Annotated in this window: 12 protein-coding genes; 7 read left to right on the top strand and 5 right to left on the bottom strand. The window is 35.2% G+C overall.

The annotated features are described in order from the left end of the window. Positions 1–2 precede the first annotated feature (2 nt). On the top strand, positions 3–5,048 hold the full coding sequence (locus EL260_RS23665) for a DUF4132 domain-containing protein (RefSeq protein WP_123857929.1): 5,046 nt from the start codon (positions 3–5) through the stop codon (positions 5,046–5,048). A 112-nt stretch (positions 5,049–5,160) separates the two neighbouring features. Here the strand turns inward: EL260_RS23665 and EL260_RS23660 are convergent, their stop codons facing one another. After that, positions 5,161–5,496: a DUF3276 family protein gene (locus EL260_RS23660; protein WP_027375472.1), complete on the bottom strand. Its 336-nt coding sequence runs from the start codon at positions 5,494–5,496 to the stop codon at positions 5,161–5,163. Between the two features lie 99 nt (positions 5,497–5,595). After that, positions 5,596–7,257, bottom strand: a complete 1,662-nt coding sequence (locus tag EL260_RS23655) for an ABC transporter ATP-binding protein (RefSeq protein WP_123857928.1) — start codon at positions 7,255–7,257, stop codon at positions 5,596–5,598. Between the two features lie 91 nt (positions 7,258–7,348). Here EL260_RS23655 and EL260_RS23650 point away from each other — a divergent pair, with 91 nt between their 5' ends. From EL260_RS23650 to EL260_RS23630, 5 genes are all read left to right on the top strand, one after another. After that, complete coding sequence (locus tag EL260_RS23650; protein WP_123857927.1) at positions 7,349–8,254, top strand: transcription antitermination protein NusB; 906 nt, start codon at positions 7,349–7,351, stop codon at positions 8,252–8,254. Between the two features lies 1 nt (position 8,255). Further along, positions 8,256–8,762 carry a DUF1573 domain-containing protein gene (locus tag EL260_RS23645; RefSeq protein WP_123857926.1) on the top strand — a complete coding sequence of 169 codons (507 nt, stop codon included), beginning with the start codon at positions 8,256–8,258 and terminating at the stop codon, positions 8,760–8,762. A gap of 10 nt (positions 8,763–8,772) precedes the next feature. Beyond that, complete coding sequence (gene yajC / locus EL260_RS23640) at positions 8,773–9,138, top strand: preprotein translocase subunit YajC (RefSeq protein ID WP_123857925.1); 366 nt, start codon at positions 8,773–8,775, stop codon at positions 9,136–9,138. A gap of 277 nt (positions 9,139–9,415) precedes the next feature. Continuing rightward, positions 9,416–10,150 carry an SDR family NAD(P)-dependent oxidoreductase gene (locus EL260_RS23635; protein ID WP_123857924.1) on the top strand — a complete coding sequence of 245 codons (735 nt, stop codon included), beginning with the start codon at positions 9,416–9,418 and terminating at the stop codon, positions 10,148–10,150. Between the two features lie 304 nt (positions 10,151–10,454). Next, complete coding sequence (locus EL260_RS23630; RefSeq protein ID WP_123857923.1) at positions 10,455–11,300, top strand: mechanosensitive ion channel family protein; 846 nt, start codon at positions 10,455–10,457, stop codon at positions 11,298–11,300. A 159-nt stretch (positions 11,301–11,459) separates the two neighbouring features. Here EL260_RS23630 and ligD read toward each other — a convergent pair whose 3' ends face one another. The 3 genes from ligD to ku form a co-directional block, all read right to left on the bottom strand. Continuing rightward, on the bottom strand, positions 11,460–13,343 hold the full coding sequence (ligD, locus tag EL260_RS23625; protein WP_123857922.1) for a DNA ligase D: 1,884 nt from the start codon (positions 13,341–13,343) through the stop codon (positions 11,460–11,462). Positions 13,344–13,414: 71 nt separating this feature from the next. Then, on the bottom strand, positions 13,415–14,020 hold the full coding sequence (locus tag EL260_RS23620; RefSeq protein ID WP_123857921.1) for a DNA polymerase ligase N-terminal domain-containing protein: 606 nt from the start codon (positions 14,018–14,020) through the stop codon (positions 13,415–13,417). After that, entirely contained in the window at positions 14,020–14,805 is a 786-nt protein-coding gene (gene ku, locus EL260_RS23615; RefSeq protein ID WP_123857920.1) for a non-homologous end joining protein Ku, read from the bottom strand. Before ku ends, EL260_RS23620 begins: the two co-directional genes overlap by 1 nt. A gap of 143 nt (positions 14,806–14,948) precedes the next feature. Between ku and EL260_RS23610 the strand changes: the two genes are divergently transcribed. Continuing rightward, positions 14,949–15,521: a Crp/Fnr family transcriptional regulator gene (locus EL260_RS23610; protein ID WP_123857919.1), complete on the top strand. Its 573-nt coding sequence runs from the start codon at positions 14,949–14,951 to the stop codon at positions 15,519–15,521. Positions 15,522–15,629: the final 108 nt, after the last annotated feature.

Here is a 15,629-nt window from a genome sequence, read left to right as displayed (position 1 = left end):
ACATGGAAATCACAAAAAAATTAGAATCGAAAAAACTAATTAAAAACTTTTATGAAAAGCAGCGAAAAGACCTATTGGAACATTCGGAACAAGGGACTGCTTCTTCTCTTTTTCCAGACAGGCCGATTCTTACAAAAGAAGTAGGGGAACTAGGCAAATTGCTGAAAGGTAAACCTAATTATTTCGAGAGAGTAAATTTAGGTTCAAAAGAATTTGAAAAGCTTAAAGAATTTGTCAAACCTGATATCTGGGAAGACCAGGAGTATTATAACCTATTGATTTATCTTTTTGGAGACAATGCAAACCTGGTAAAATATGCATGGAATAAAATGCCTTACAAAATGTATCAGAGCAGTTATTTCAGACGTTCGTTCAGGGCTCCCCATAGTGAACATTATGTATTGCTTAATCAGATCAATTTAATCCGGGAACTGATGATATTCCCTTGTGTTTATTCTTATAATGGTGATGAAAATTTTAATTTGTCTTTAGAAGAACAAATTATTTACGATAATGAATTCGTTCATAATTCAAGCCGCTTTTATGTTTGGTCTGCCGCAATAGATACTGGAAATACAGCCATCTATCAACTGATTGAGGATATTATTTTCAATAAACATTCTGAAGGAAAAATCTCCCAGAATATTATTAAGGCTTTACTCAATAGCGAGCAGAAGAAGTGCTGGGAATTGGTAGAAAAACTTTTGCTGGCTGCTCAAAGACAAGAAGGTCTGCGTCAGACGATTCTGGAAGCTTTGGATGAAACAAGCATCGGGGCTTTGGAATATATGACGAATGTAATTATTGAGCAAAAACTTACCCGATTTTCATCTGTTGTAAGAGCTATAGATACCTGGACCGGTTTAGGCTGGGAAGCAGAAAAAGAATCTGTAATAAAGAATATTCTGTCATTGGCAGATTATTATTTTAAAAACCCGACAGAAATTTCATCAGCGGTAAAAAGTAAGAATAATAACGAAGTCTATATGGCCCTTTGGGTACAGGCAGTATGGGATGTTGAAAAAACAGTTCCTTATCTGCATGAACTATTTGATAAAGGTGATACGGAAAAGAAATGCCTGGCGGTTAAATTTGCTACAGAAACAGCTGATCCTTACATTCAGATGCCATTGTATTATAAAGCGGTATTGGATGGCAACTTAGAAGTATTGGCTTTTGCCGGTGATCCTATGTCCACATTACTGGGCGCTAATACAGAGACAAAATTTTTTATCAATAATGGAGATTATCCGGACTTCTTTGAAAAACTCCATGAACTGACGCAAAAGATTGAGGTAAAGGAAAAGAAGTTTGAAGGAAAGATATTTTCGTGGCTGAATGCTACTTTCAAAAAAAGTGATCTGTATGCTTCTATGTTTTATTTGGTAGGAGAGGATACCAATAAGCTGGATTTGCTACTTTCTTATTTCGAGCAATTTGACCTTTCATTACGTGAATTATTGGCCCGCAATATATTACGCGAGTTTTACTGTTATTCCCTGTCATATGCAACAGGAAAAAAGAAGCTGAAAGTAACGGCTTCCCAAAAAGAATTTGCTTTTAAAATTTTAAAAGACAGAGGAGAAGCACTGGTGGCCTCCGGAATTAATGTATTGTTGCAGGACCCTTTAAATAAGGAAGAAATCATGGTTTTCTTTGATTTGTTTAAAAGAAAAGGTGGAGTACTTCGTAAAAAGCTTATAGAATTAGTCCTTCAGCAGGAAGATGGTGTTATTACTCCATTGGTTGAGGAATTGTTGAACAAAGGAGACCTAGAACAACGTGCAGCTTCATTGGATATTATGCTTCAGCTTCAAAAGGAAAAAAGAGTATCCACCCAGATTACCAACTGGACTCAACAATATGTTGAAAGGTCAAAAGTAACAGAAAGAGAGCAAGGTTTATTGGATCAGATTAATCCATCCGGAGATCACACGGTTCTTTCTGAAGATAATGGATATGGTTTTTATGATCCTAATATAGTCTCAACGTTTGCGTTGCCAAAGGTAGAGTCAAATTCGGTATATGCACTGGCTACTGAAAAAGATAAATATGGGTTTACAAAATCTTTGGATGATATAAAAGCAGCAATAAAGCAGCTTAATGATTTATTCCTTCAACATAAAGACCATGAATATGAAGCTGATGAATGGGATGGCTCTGTAACAACTTTATTGATGGGGAATACTTTCCGTCAAATCAAACGAAATACAGATGGTTTTACTTCTGAACAATTGGCAGAAAATTATCCTCTGCATGAGATTTGGGAGCAATGGTATCTGGATTCAGGTTTACGGCCGAGAGATTTATTTTTATTGACATTGGCTGAGAGTTGTGACAGAAAAATTTTCAGGGATTTTATGGAGAATTATGTATTCTACTACAAGGATGTTTTAATAAATCCTCTGAAAGGAAGATATGCATGGGAAAATCCAATCATCATGATTCTGCAGTCGTTAAAGGATAAATTCGTATTCGAAGAGCGCGTAGATTTTGCATTAGATGCTGCCAGTACTGTTTTTGCTAATCTTCCTGAAAGCATTATCAACTATAAAGGAAAAGATAGTAATGATTATTACTATCAGGATCAGGGAAATGGTTGGCAGAAGCTTGATTTTTTCATGCCTTTCTTATGGGCTGTTCCACAGATGAACCTTACTGATGAACAGCACATCAAGCAATGGAATTTATACCGATGGATGCAGTATAACGGTTTGAAAGAAAATATTAAAAAATCTGTGCCTAATTTCTATTTCTTCTGTAAAGCATATGAATTAAAACTCATCACAAAGGAAGAACTGTATGAAGGGATTCTGACGGCTGATTCAGCAATAAGAGAACTTACAACGGTGAAAATTAATCATTATAACAAAGAAAAATATCTTGAGCGATTTCCTTTCCTGAAGCCTATGATTGCAGAAATTCAGGAAAAATTCCTTGATATTGAACTTATCCGTGGGGATGCGAATACAGCTGTATCTCACTTTGTACAGGATTTTCAGACGATATATGGTGCTCAGCGTTTTGCTCAGATTCTGAAAGGGCTTGGTAAATCAGGATTATATGCTAATTATATATACAGTTATGGTCATGAAAGTATGACCAAGCAAAAGCTCTTCTCTAAATTAATTTCGAATTCTTATCCTTTAGAAACTGACACTCAGAAGGCTTTTGATGAAGTCATGAAGAAAGAGAAAATTTCCGAGCTTCGTTTGATTCAGGCAGCGGTTTATGCGCCGCAATGGCAATCGCTAGTCAGTAATTATTTAGGATGGAAAGGCTTGGATTCTGCGATTTGGTGGATGCATGCTCATACCAAAACCGGAGCTTATGAAGAACAGAATGCAAAACTGGAAAGTGAGGTGGCTAAATATTCATCTGTAGATATTCAGGAGTTCAAAGATGGAGCTGTGGACAAAGATTGGTTTACAAAAGCCTATAAAGAATTAGGAAAAGCCCGGTGGGAAATGTTGTATGAATCTGCAAAATATATATCAGACGGAAACGGACACCGAAGAGCAAGGCTGTATTCCGATACTTTGTCCGGAAGTTTAAAAATCAAAGAAGTTACGGCTAAAGTTAAAGATAAACGTGACCAGGATTATCTTCGCGTATATGGTTTGGTCCCATTAAGCAAAACAAATCCGGAAAAAGATGTATTGGGCAGATATGAATATATTCAACAGTTCAAGAAAGAGAGTAGGGAGTTTGGTTCAATGAAGCAGGCTAGTGAAGGTTTGGCAATTCGTGTAGCTTTAGAGAATTTGGCTAGAAATGCCGGCTATCCTGACCCAATAAGATTGACGTGGGCTATGGAAACCAAACAAATTCAATCACTTCTCTCAAAAGAAACTCAAGTGACCATTGATGGAGTGACCGTAGGTTTAATCATAGAAGATAATGGAAAAGCAGAACTGGTGGTATTCAAGGATGATAAACAGCTGAAATCTATTCCTCCGAAAATTAAGAAAGATAAAACCATTGTAGAATTAACCAATAACCGTAAGATCATGCGTGAGCAATGGACCCGTTCCAGAAAAGGATTGGAAGAAGCGATGATAAGAGGGGATGAATTCTTCTTAAAAGAAATTAAAACCCTTTTTGAACATCCGGTTATTGTAAAGCACTTAGAAAAGCTTATATTCATTTCCAATGACCATAAAATAGGTTTTTATCATGATGGAAGTCTTGTTAATGCTCATGGTGAGATTCAGGAGTTAAATGAAGAAAACACTTTACGTATTGCCCATTGTGTAGATCTGCATGAACATTCAGTTTGGAGTGATTACCAACATTATTGTTTTAAAGAAAAACTAATTCAGCCATTCAAACAGATTTTCAGAGAGCTATATGTTCCTACCCCTGATGAATTGAAAGAGAAATCTATTTCCCGTAGATATGCAGGACATCAGATTCAGCCTAAACAGACTTTGGCATTGCTTAAAACAAGAGGATGGAAGGTAGATTATGAGGAAGGACTACAGAAAGTATATCACAAAGAAGGCTTCCAGGTGAAATTATATGCTATGGCAGACTGGTTCTCACCAGCAGATATAGAAAGCCCAACTCTGGAAACCATAGAATTTCATTCATTAAAGGATTATAAGAATATTCCTTTTGAAAAAATTAATCCAAGACTATTTTCTGAAGTAATGAGGGATGTGGATTTGGTAGTATCAGTGGCACATGTAGGAGGTGTAGATCCGGAAGCCAGTCATTCATCCATCGAAATGAGAGCGGTATTGATGAAAGAAACAGCACGTCTATTTAAATTAGATAATGTGAGAATTGAAGGATCGCATGTATTGGTAAAAGGTCAGATGGCTGAATATAGTGTACATTTAGGAAGTGCGGTTGTTCATCAGACTCCAGGCAGATATTTATCTATTCTTCCGGTACATTCTCAGCATAGAGGAAGATTATTTCTGCCTTTTGCAGATGATGACCCAAAATCTGCTGAAGTATTGTCTAAAGTTTTATTATTAGCCAAGGACAATGAAATACAGGATCCAACCATATTATCACAGATCAAGCAAGAGTATGTATAAATGAAAACAAAAAGGTATGCTTTTTAAAGTGTACCTTTTTTTGCCATAAACCAATTTCAGGGCATAAAAAAAGCATCTTTTTCAGATGCTTGTGTTTTTAGATATTCTTTTTTTAAACTTCGTCGTCAGAATCTATTGTGAATGATCTGCTTTTGAAATCTTTGTCATGTTTTTCTGAAATTACATCCTCACCCTTTTCATTAATGATGAAATCTGTGGACTCATTAAACATCTCCTGAAAACTCTTAAAATCTTCCTTATAAAGGTAAATTTTATGCTTCTCGAATGTAGCTTCCCCATTCTCTCCGAAATTTTTCTTACTCTCAGTGATTGTAAGATAATAATCTCCTGCTTTCGTCTCGCGCACATCAAAGAAATAAGTTCTTCTCCCTGCTTTTAACACCTTAGTGAAAATCTCATTTTCATGGCGTTCCTTGTATTCACTCATTGTTAGATATTTTTTAATCTTGTTAAGAACAAATATAAAAGAATTCTTTTAATCACAAAATTTTTTTTATGATTTATTTAACAATTAGGAATGAAACCGCTATGCGGTTACAGAATTAGCAATTTCGGTAAGGTTGATAATCTGGTGGGCTTTTTGAGCGCTAGACTCTCTGTGTGTGATAATTATGGAGGTCGCATTACTGATTTTTCGATCAATATTTTCAAGAATATTCTGCTCTGTTTCGGTGTCTAAAGCAGACAGAGAATCATCAAAAATAATGATATTTGGGTCTTTAATTAAGGCTCTGGCAATACAAATTCTTTGCTTTTGCCCCCCTGAAAGCATTACCCCGCGTTCACCCACAAGTGTTTTATATTGCTCCTTAAACTCAACAATATTTTTGTGAACATCTGCAATCTGAGCATACTCAATTACCTTTTCATGTGATGGATGATCAATAGCAAATCCGATATTATTTTCAATAGAATCAGAGAATAAGTAGCTCTCCTGCGGAATATATCCGATGAAGTTTCTGTAATTCTCGAGATTATGTTCTTTCAGATTTTTACCGTCAATCAGGATTTCCCCTTCAGTAGGATCAATTAATCTGCATAAAAGCAAGGCAATAGTAGACTTTCCGCTTCCGGTTTTTCCCATAATAGCAAGGGATTCTCCGGCTTTAATTTTAAAGCTCAAATTCTCCAATGCTTTAATACCAGTGTTAGGATACACATAAGATACATTTCTGAATTCTATATCTCCATTAATAGGATAAGTCTCAAAGTTGGTGTTAATGATCTCAGATTTTTTATCCATGAATTCATTGATCCTTTGCATAGAAGCCTCAGCTCTCTGATTTACGGATGTTACCCATCCTACCATAGAGAATGGAAAGATCAAAGTGTTAATATACATGAAGAAATCAGCAATTTTACCAATACTTAATTCTCCCGCAATGTATTTTGTTCCTCCAATCCAGATAACAGCAACATTTAATAAACCGATGACAAATAGAATAATGGTAAAGAAATAAGCTTCTGTTTTAGCAAGATCAAGTGCCTTATTTTGGTAATCGGTGACTTTTATTCCATAGTTTTTTTGAATATATTTTTCTCGTGCGAAAAACTTCACCACTCGGATCCCTGAAAAACTGTCCTGTACAAAAGTTGAAATGGCAGATTGGCTTTTCTGCATGATCTTCGACTTTTTATTGATGATCGAACTTACTTTATAAATAGCAAAAGATAAAATAGGAAGCGGAAGCAAGGTCCATAAAGTCATGGAAGCATCCGTTTTTACCATATAGATTGCCGTAATCAGGACGAGGACAATAAGGTTGGCTACGTACATTACACCTGGTCCAAGGTACATTCTTACTGCCACTACATCTTCACTTAATCTGTTCATTAAATCTCCGATGGTAGTCTGTTTATAATCCGTTAAAGATAAATCCTGATAATGTCTGTAGATTTTATTCTTCAGTTCATATTCAATTCTTCTGGAGGCAACAATGATGGTTTGTCGCATCATAAAAGTAAAGAATCCAGTTAAAAATGAACATCCTACAATGATTCCCACATAAATAAGTACCTGTTGATTGAAACCAAGATTTCCACTTTTGGTAAGTTCATCAACAGATTTTCCTACAAACTGAACTTTATATATATTGAAAAAATTACTGGCAATGATAAATAGTACCCCCCAAAACAAAAGTATTTTGTGTTTCCAAAAATAGGGGTTTAAGGTTTTTAGCGCTTTCATATAGTTTCACAAAATTACAAAAATGTCGTCAGACTACGAATTCAATCAATTTTAAATTTTGTATCTTTGCAGTCATTAAAAAGCTCTTTGAATGTTAGGAAGACGACAAATTCGTGAAAAAGTAGTACAGGCGGTGTATTCATACTATCAGAACCCTGTAAAATTTGATGTTTTAGAGAAAAACATGTTCGCTGGAATAGAGAAAATCTATTATCTCTATATCTATCAGCTTAATTTTTTAGTAGGTCTAAAAGAATTAGCTGAGCATCAAATTGAAATCGGTAAGAACAAATACCTTAAAACCGATGCTGATATTAATCCTAACCAAAAATTCATCAATAACCAGATATTGCTTAAACTGGAAGAAAATCCAGAAAGATTATTCTTCACAGGTCAGCACAAGCAGCTGAAGTGGGATATGCATGATGATTTATTGGTAAAGACTTTCCAAAGAATTACTGCTGGAAAACGTTATCAGGATTTCATGAAAGAAGAAGGATTTTCTTTTGAAGAAGATCAGAAGTTTATCGGGAAATTATTTTTAAGATACATTGCTGAAAATGATGATTTCCATGATTACTTGGGAGATAAGGAACTTTCATGGTATGACGATATCCATATTGCCAATTCAATGGTTCAAAAAACAATCGGATTCCTAAGAGAAGATGAAGAGAGCAGAACTTTAATCAAGATGATTAAAGATGAAGACGACAAGAGCTTCGCGGCTAAATTATTGAAAGACACTCTGAATAACTGGGAAAACAATGAAAAAAAGCTAGAAGAAAGATTGGAAAACTGGGATCTTGAAAGAGTATCCCTGATGGACAAAGTGATCTTGTCAACGGCTATTTCAGAGCTTGACAATTTCGCCTTAACGCCTTCAAGAGTTATTATTAATGAATATATCGAAATTGCTAAAGTATTTGCTACAGACCGTTCGAATATCTTCATTAATGGTATTTTAGATAAATATTGTAAAGATCAAAATAGAATATAAAATGAAAAAGACGTTATCAATTATCGCCTTGTCAATTATAGGCTTTGGATTAGTTTCTTGTAAAAAAGAAAACAAAGAAACTCAAAGCCCTGAAGCTGTAGCTACTGATTCTACAGCTGCAGGAACTCCGGTAACAGCTGACTCTGCTACATCTGTAACAGGAGAAGCTCCTGCTGCTGCAGTTTCTAATGCTCCTTCTACTTCTGTAGCTTTATCTGAAAGCGCTTTCGATTTTGGAAAGATCAAAAAAGGAGACAAAGTAGAGCACGTATATGAAATTACCAATACAGGAAAAAATCCATTGATTATTTCCGAAGTAAAGCCTGGATGCGGATGTACTGTTCCTGATTTTACAAAAGAGCCTATCATGCCAGGTAAAAAAGGAAAAATTACATTGCACTTTGATTCTTCAAGCTTTGATGGAAACGTTCAGAAATCTGCTGATGTTTTTGCTAACGTAGAAAAGTCCCCAATTCAATTAACGTTCACTGCGAACATTCAACCATAATTTTTAAAATATGTTGACATTATTTTTACAGGCACAGCCACAAGGTTCTTCATCTATGATGCTGATTATGATGGGTGTGATGTTTGTAGGGTTTTATTTCCTGATGATCAGACCTCAGATGAAAAAGCAAAAACAGGAAAAAAACTTTCAGGAAGAACTTAAAGTAGGAACTAGAGTAGTACTTACATCTGGTCTTCACGGAAGAATTGCTCAAGTTCAGGATGACGGTTTCATTATTGAAACATTATCCGGAAAGCTAAAGTTTGAAAAAGCTGCAGTTTCCAGAGAAATGACACAAAGCCGTTTCGGAGATAAGGCAAAAACTGCTGAAAAATCTGCAGACAACAAAGAAACAGTAACTGAAGAAAAGAAATAATTTAATTCAGTCTGAAAATATTTAGCTGCGGCGGGTGAACGAAGTTCATCCGCCGCAATTTTTTATATAATGTTATTTCATATATAATATTGTATGTTCTCATTCGTAGGAGAAGATAAGGATCTATTATTCAATAGTAATATTGTCATTCTGAACGAAGCAAAGCGTAGTGAAAAATCTCATACAATATATTCCTTTTCTCACAGTTTAAAATACTTGTGTTCATTTGTAAAAACATTACCAGAATTAGTGTTCAATAAAAAATTATCTTTGCTCCATGAATCACAACACCAGCAAGACTGTTCTCATTTTAGGAGCTAATTCAGACGTAGCAAAGCAATGCATCATTCAATACCTTAAAAAAGGATTTTCAGTAATAGCAGCCTCCAGAAATACAAAATCGTTGGAAGATTTCATCACTGCCAATGCTTTGGATCAGACTAAAGTTATGGTGTTGTATTTTGATGCTGCAGACTTCGATTCTCATCAACAATTTTACCATGAACTTCCTGTAAAACCTCATATTGCAGTATATTCCGCAGGTTTTCTTGTGGATAACCAAAAGGCTTTGAGAGATTTTAAAGGAACAAAACAAATGATGGAAGTCAACTATATGGGTGGAGTTTCCATTCTGAACGTTATTGCTATGGATAAAAGCAATAAAAACCTGGAAAGAATCATTGGATTGTCTTCATTATCGGGAGTAAGAGGAAGAAAAAGTAATTTTGTTTACGGAAGTACGAAAGCTGCATTTACTCAATATCTGGCTGGATTAAGACAGGAATTAGCTTCCAGAAAAATAACAGTAAATGTTTTAGTGATAGGGTATATTAGGACAAAAATCAATGAAGGATTAGAATTGAATGAGTCCTTAATCATGGAGCCTGATTATGTAGCGAAATTTATTGTGAATGCCGGAAATACTTTTACTATTGTTCCCAATTTTAAATGGAAAATTATTTATCATATCCTGCGACTTTTACCAGAAAGCCTGGCTGCAAAATTACCATAACCTGTTAGTTTTTACTGGGCAAAATTTATTTTATATAAAGATTTTCTCCCCGAAAAGGCAGTTCGGTATTTTTTTTGTAATGATAGCCTCGAATTATTTATTCTTCCAGGCAAGATTCAAATTATAAAATAATCATTGAGTAAGCAGAGAAAATCTGTTCTGCTGTCAACCCGTTGCAATGCATATAATCATTGATTTTAACTTCCAAAGAGTTAAAGGCAGTTTCTGATTTCTATTTGTTTTAAGATCTTGCTGTTATAGGAATGAATATCTGTAATGACATATAAAAATAAGTAGTATAAAAATGGACGATTTACAATTGAATAACATTCAAAAACATTGGGATACCTTAATATCTTCAGCCATTTCATGGGCACCGAGAATCTTTACTGCAATTATTTCTGCATTATTGATTTATCTGATCGGATCATGGATGATAAGAATGATTAAGAAGCTTGTTGCGAAAGGTTTCAAGAAACGTAATATGGAAGCCTCTTTGCAGCACTTCCTACTTAATATTATCAATTGGGGACTTAATATTCTTCTCTTTATTGTAGTGGTTACTCAATTAGGAGTGCAAACTTCTGCCTTTGTAGCCATGATTGGTGCTGCAGGTTTAGCCGTAGGTTTGGCTTTGCAGGGATCTTTAACGAACTTTGCTGGTGGAATCCTTATTCTGCTGTTAAAACCATTTAAAATAGGAGACTTTATTTCTACCAATTCCGGGGTTTCCGGGACGGTAGATGCCATTGATATTTTTCATACAAAACTGATTACCCCACAAAATCAATTAATCATTATTCCTAATGGAGTTGTTTCTAATAACAGTATTACAAATTTTACCCAGCTTGGAACAAGAAGAACATCTCTGGATATCGGAGTTGCTTATGATGCAGATCTTAGACAGACAAAGAGGGTATTAATGGAAATGATCGTAAAGAATCAATATGCTCTTGCAGAGCCTGCACCACAGGTAGTTGTAACAACACTAGGTGATAGTGCAATCAACTTATCGATCAGAGTGAGTGCTTCTACCGAAAACTTTTGGAAAATGAATGAAGAACTTATTATTGATTGTAAAGAAGCTCTGGACAGGGCAGAAATCGGAATTCCTTTTCCACAAAGAGACGTACACGTTTATAATAAGTAATCAGATAATATTATTTACAACAATCATAAAAAATCCTGCGTTATTGAATGCAGGATTTTTTATGTAAGAAGTTATTGTTTTGGTAAAAACAAAATTAAGATGATTAAGAATATTTAGAATCAGGTATTTGGATAGTTTTTGCAGGTAAAAATATATAAATTATTCAATATTCTGCAGTAACTCTAATGCCTTCATCATATCAATACCTTTTCCCAGAACAGGTTTAAATAAATCCCCTTTATTTAGAATTCTTTCCAAAGCATTTTCGATGGTATAATCTGTGGGTAATAATCCAGGTTTCAGCTCATCCCAATCCAAAGGCATAGAAACAGAAGCACCTTGTTTAGGTCGAAGACTATAAGCACTTGCTAAAGTCTGACCTGTTCGGTTCTGTAAATAATCCAAATATATTTTTTTACGATCTCTTTTTTGAAGGCTTCTTTCTAATGTTGTAATTTCAGGAAGTTTTTCATGAACCTGTTTCATCAGGATATGGGCAAAGTCTTTTACCTGTTCGAAATCATATTGTGCACCCATCGGAATATAAATATGAATACCTGTACTTCCGGAAGTCTTACAATACCCTTTAATTTTGATTGATTGTAAAATTTCATTGACTTGAAGAGCTGTTTCAATAACCTCATCAAAGCTGTTTTTCTTTGACGGATCAAGATCCAAAACCAAATAATCAGGATGTTCAAGATCAGGAAGTGAACTGTTCCAAGGATTGAAATCAATACATCCGAGGTTATTCAGATACGCTAAGGTTGCCTTGTCATTACAGTAGATGTAATCAATGTATTTGTCATTAGATTCTGAGTAAACCTGAGTTGTTTTTATCCAGTCAGGGATGTGATCTCCCGCATCTTTCTGATAAAAACCCTGTTCTTCTATGCCATTAGGAAAACGATTGAGGGATAAAGGACGGTTTTTTAAATGAGGCAGGATATATTTTGCTACAGACTGATAATAATCTATGACATCACCTTTGCTAATTCCATCCTTTGGAAAATATATTTTATCCTGATTCGTGAGCTTCACAATGTGTTTGTTTAAGGTGATGTCTTTTTCCTTTTCCGAAGGTTCTGTTTTTTTTGATGATGCTTTAGCTTTCATAGTTTTTGACTTTTTAGGGTGAATTGTGTAATCAGTTGAACCTTTTACTTCTTCTGGCTCCTTATCTTCCCGAATCCCCATAAAAACAGGATGGCGGAAAATACCATCTTTGGTAATTTCTGAATATTTGATTTCGCAGACCAATTCGGGTTGTACCCATGTTACAGGCATATTTGTTTTGGGGATGGATTCAAATGGAGAAGATTTTATAATGATCTTTTCAAGTCTTTGATGAAGCTCTTTTAGGGAAATATGATTAAATCCAGTTCCCGTATGCCCACAATAGACCAGCTCATTATTTACATATTTTCCAAGAATTAAAGCTCCGAAATTTTCCCGAGAGCCTCTGGGTTCTGTAAATCCACAGATAATAGCTTCTTCAGTATTTGAAAATTTAATCTTAAGCCAGTCTGTGGTTCGGGAACTTTCTACATATTGACTGCCTGCCCGTTTAGCAATCATACCTTCAAGCTTCATTTTTTTCATCTGTTCAAAAAATGCAACCCCTTTTTCAGGAAAATGATCACAGTATTTAAGAGTATCAGTTTCAATTAATGCATCTTTTAAAAGTTCTTTCCGTTGTACGAGTGGAAGTTCTTCCGTAGAATGACCATTCAGCCATAGAAGGTCAAAGACCTGATAAACCAAAGCAAGATTGGGATGATCATCGATTTGCTGTAAAAGCTGAAAACTTGGTTTTCCCTGATTATCGTATGCAACAATTTCACCATCCAGGATCATTTTATATTTCTGCTGATCAAAATCCTGGGCTATTTTATCAAATTTTGATAAAAATGAAATTCCGTTTCTGGAATAAAAAAGGGGGGCATCATGACTAAGATCAGCGATAGCCCTATAGCCATCCCATTTTATTTCAAAAAGCCAGTCTTTATCATCAAATGCCTTATCAAAAGATTTGGCAAGCATGGGTTTTATAAAAGACTTAAGCTTTTTTTCGGCGGCTAAAGAATTAAAACTTCGGAATCTGTTTTCCGAAGTTATGATTTCTTTTTTTCGTTTGTTTTTAGGCTTTTTTTTTCCTCAAGGAATTTGGTGACTAAAGATTTTGGAGAGATATTTTCTTCAGCATTATAAGGGCTTTCTGCAAATTCATCTTTATGCTTAATAAGCAACCATGCGTTGTCTTCAGAATTTTTCATTTTAACCAAAGCAAATTCACCCTTCAATTTTTTTCCATGTAAGGTAAATTTTAAGGAGCCAGCATGCAGTTCTTTCAACAATTCTTTTTCATCAGAAACATTGCTGTTTTCTTCCAAAGGTTCGTAAATTCCACTATCCCACACTTCCACTTGTCCTGCTCCGTAATTTCCTTCAGGAATATTCCCTTCAAAATCCTTGTAATCATAAGGATGATCTTCCACCATCATAGCCAGGCGTTTATCCTGAGGGTCTAAAGAGGGCCCTTTTGGAACAGCCCAACTCTTTAAGACACCTTCCATTTCCAGACGGAAATCATAGTGAAGTCGGGTAGCAGCATGTCTTTGAACAACGAAGATCAGTTTGTTTTCACTCTTTTTCGTTTTTCCTTTAGGTTCACTTGTTTCATTGAACTTACGCTTTTGTTGATAATCTTTGAGTGCCATTACGATGCTGATTTAGATTTAGAGGTATTTAAACTGGCTTTTAACTGGGCCATAAGATCAATCACTTTACCTTCTTTTGCAGCCGGTGCTTTTTGGACTTTACTATTTTTACCTTTTGCTTTCTGCTTGATGATTTTCATTAGATCATCAGAATAGGTATCTTTATACATTGCCGGATCAAAATCCTGAGAAAGCTGCTTGATAAGACTTACTGCCATTTTCAATTCTGCTGGTTTTGGGGCCTTGCGGGCCGGGATTTTTAGATCAGCATACTCTCTTATTTCCTGATTAAATCTTAGCTTATTCAAGATCAGTATATGATCATTGTAAGGGCGTATCATTCCTATAGCTTCACTGTCACGGAGTACAAACGTTCCGATTCCTACCATTTTGGTTTCTTCAAGAGCTTTTAGCAAAAGCCTGTATGCATTTTCACCATTTTTCTGAGGTTCCAGATAATAGGGCGTTTCAAAATAAATACTGTCTACTTCTTCCTCTTTGACAAACTGATCAATGGATAGAATCTTTGTTTTTTCAGGGCTTGCAGCTTCGTAATCCTGCTCATCAAGAACGATATATTTATCATCCATGAGATAGCCTTTAACGATATTTTCCCATTTTACTTCTTTTCCTGTATTTTCATTGACTCTCTTAAACCGGATATTGGAAAAATCGGATTTATCGAGCATATCAAGGTCGAGTTTGCTGGTCTCCGTTGCTGAGTAAATTTTAATAGGAATATTTACTAAACCGAAGCCAATGGCGCCATTCCAGATTGCTTTCATTGTCTTACGTTTTTAAAAATCAAGCAATTAGCGTGCCGTCAGAAGGGTGCGTGGTATGTATTATAAAGCTTTTTGCCAAATGACAATTGTTTTTAGCTTCTACTTTTATACCTTTATCTTTCCGCAATCTGTGGATAAATAACATGGAAGAACTTTTTAACTATATCAAAAAATTTGGATTACTGAATACGCAGGATGAGCTTCTGATTACGGAAGGAATCCAGGAGATTTCCGTGAAGAAAGGAGAAATTTTCGTAGAGGCAGGGAAAGTAAGTCAAAAGATTGCTTTTGTAAAGGAAGGGGTATTCCGATCTTTGTATTATAACAAAGAAGGAGATGATTTTACCCGTTATTTTATTTATGAAGGCCGTTTTATTGGAGACTTTCAGGGATTTACCGATCAGCTTCCTGCCCATGAATACATAGAAGCGATTACAGATGCTGTTTTACTTGTAATTGACCTCAATCATTTTAAAATATTAGAAGAGAAAATTGCAATATGGCCAGTTTTATTTGCCCGGATTCATGGTTTTGTTGCCGAAAATAAGCTTAAAGTAGCAAGCATTATGCTCAATCAGGATGCAAAATCAAGATATATTCATTTTCTCAATCATTATCCTGGGCTGGCGAATAGAGTTCCACAGTCTATGTTGGCTTCTTATCTTGGGGTGACGCCTTCGTCGCTGAGCAGGATTAGGAGAACTATCAATGAGTAATGTGGTCTCTTCATTGTAAAATATAAATGTAAAGGTCAAAATATAATGTCTATCGATCTTATTATTTATAAATTAAACATACGAATTGTCAATATTCAATAGGAACGG

It is taken from the genome of Chryseobacterium nakagawai (assembly GCF_900637665.1).
GTDB classification, from domain to species: Bacteria; Bacteroidota; Bacteroidia; order Flavobacteriales; family Weeksellaceae; genus Chryseobacterium; species Chryseobacterium nakagawai.
Note: the sequence above shows the minus strand (reverse complement) of the source record. Positions and strands in the feature narration are given on the sequence as shown.

Coding starts and splice junctions, on each gene's coding strand:
- ku (WP_123857920.1), bottom strand. CDS start 14,805: ATGAAAGCAATCTGGAATGGCGCCATTGGCTTCGGTTTAGTAAATATT.
- EL260_RS23635 (WP_123857924.1), top strand. CDS start 9,416: ATGAATCACAACACCAGCAAGACTGTTCTCATTTTAGGAGCTAATTCA.
- yajC (WP_123857925.1), top strand. CDS start 8,773: ATGTTGACATTATTTTTACAGGCACAGCCACAAGGTTCTTCATCTATG.
- EL260_RS23655 (WP_123857928.1), bottom strand. CDS start 7,257: ATGAAAGCGCTAAAAACCTTAAACCCCTATTTTTGGAAACACAAAATA.
- EL260_RS23620 (WP_123857921.1), bottom strand. CDS start 14,020: ATGGCACTCAAAGATTATCAACAAAAGCGTAAGTTCAATGAAACAAGT.
- EL260_RS23650 (WP_123857927.1), top strand. CDS start 7,349: ATGTTAGGAAGACGACAAATTCGTGAAAAAGTAGTACAGGCGGTGTAT.
- ligD (WP_123857922.1), bottom strand. CDS start 13,343: ATGCTTGCCAAATCTTTTGATAAGGCATTTGATGATAAAGACTGGCTT.
- EL260_RS23610 (WP_123857919.1), top strand. CDS start 14,949: ATGGAAGAACTTTTTAACTATATCAAAAAATTTGGATTACTGAATACG.
- EL260_RS23630 (WP_123857923.1), top strand. CDS start 10,455: ATGGACGATTTACAATTGAATAACATTCAAAAACATTGGGATACCTTA.
- EL260_RS23645 (WP_123857926.1), top strand. CDS start 8,256: ATGAAAAAGACGTTATCAATTATCGCCTTGTCAATTATAGGCTTTGGA.
- EL260_RS23665 (WP_123857929.1), top strand. CDS start 3: ATGGAAATCACAAAAAAATTAGAATCGAAAAAACTAATTAAAAACTTT.
- EL260_RS23660 (WP_027375472.1), bottom strand. CDS start 5,496: ATGAGTGAATACAAGGAACGCCATGAAAATGAGATTTTCACTAAGGTG.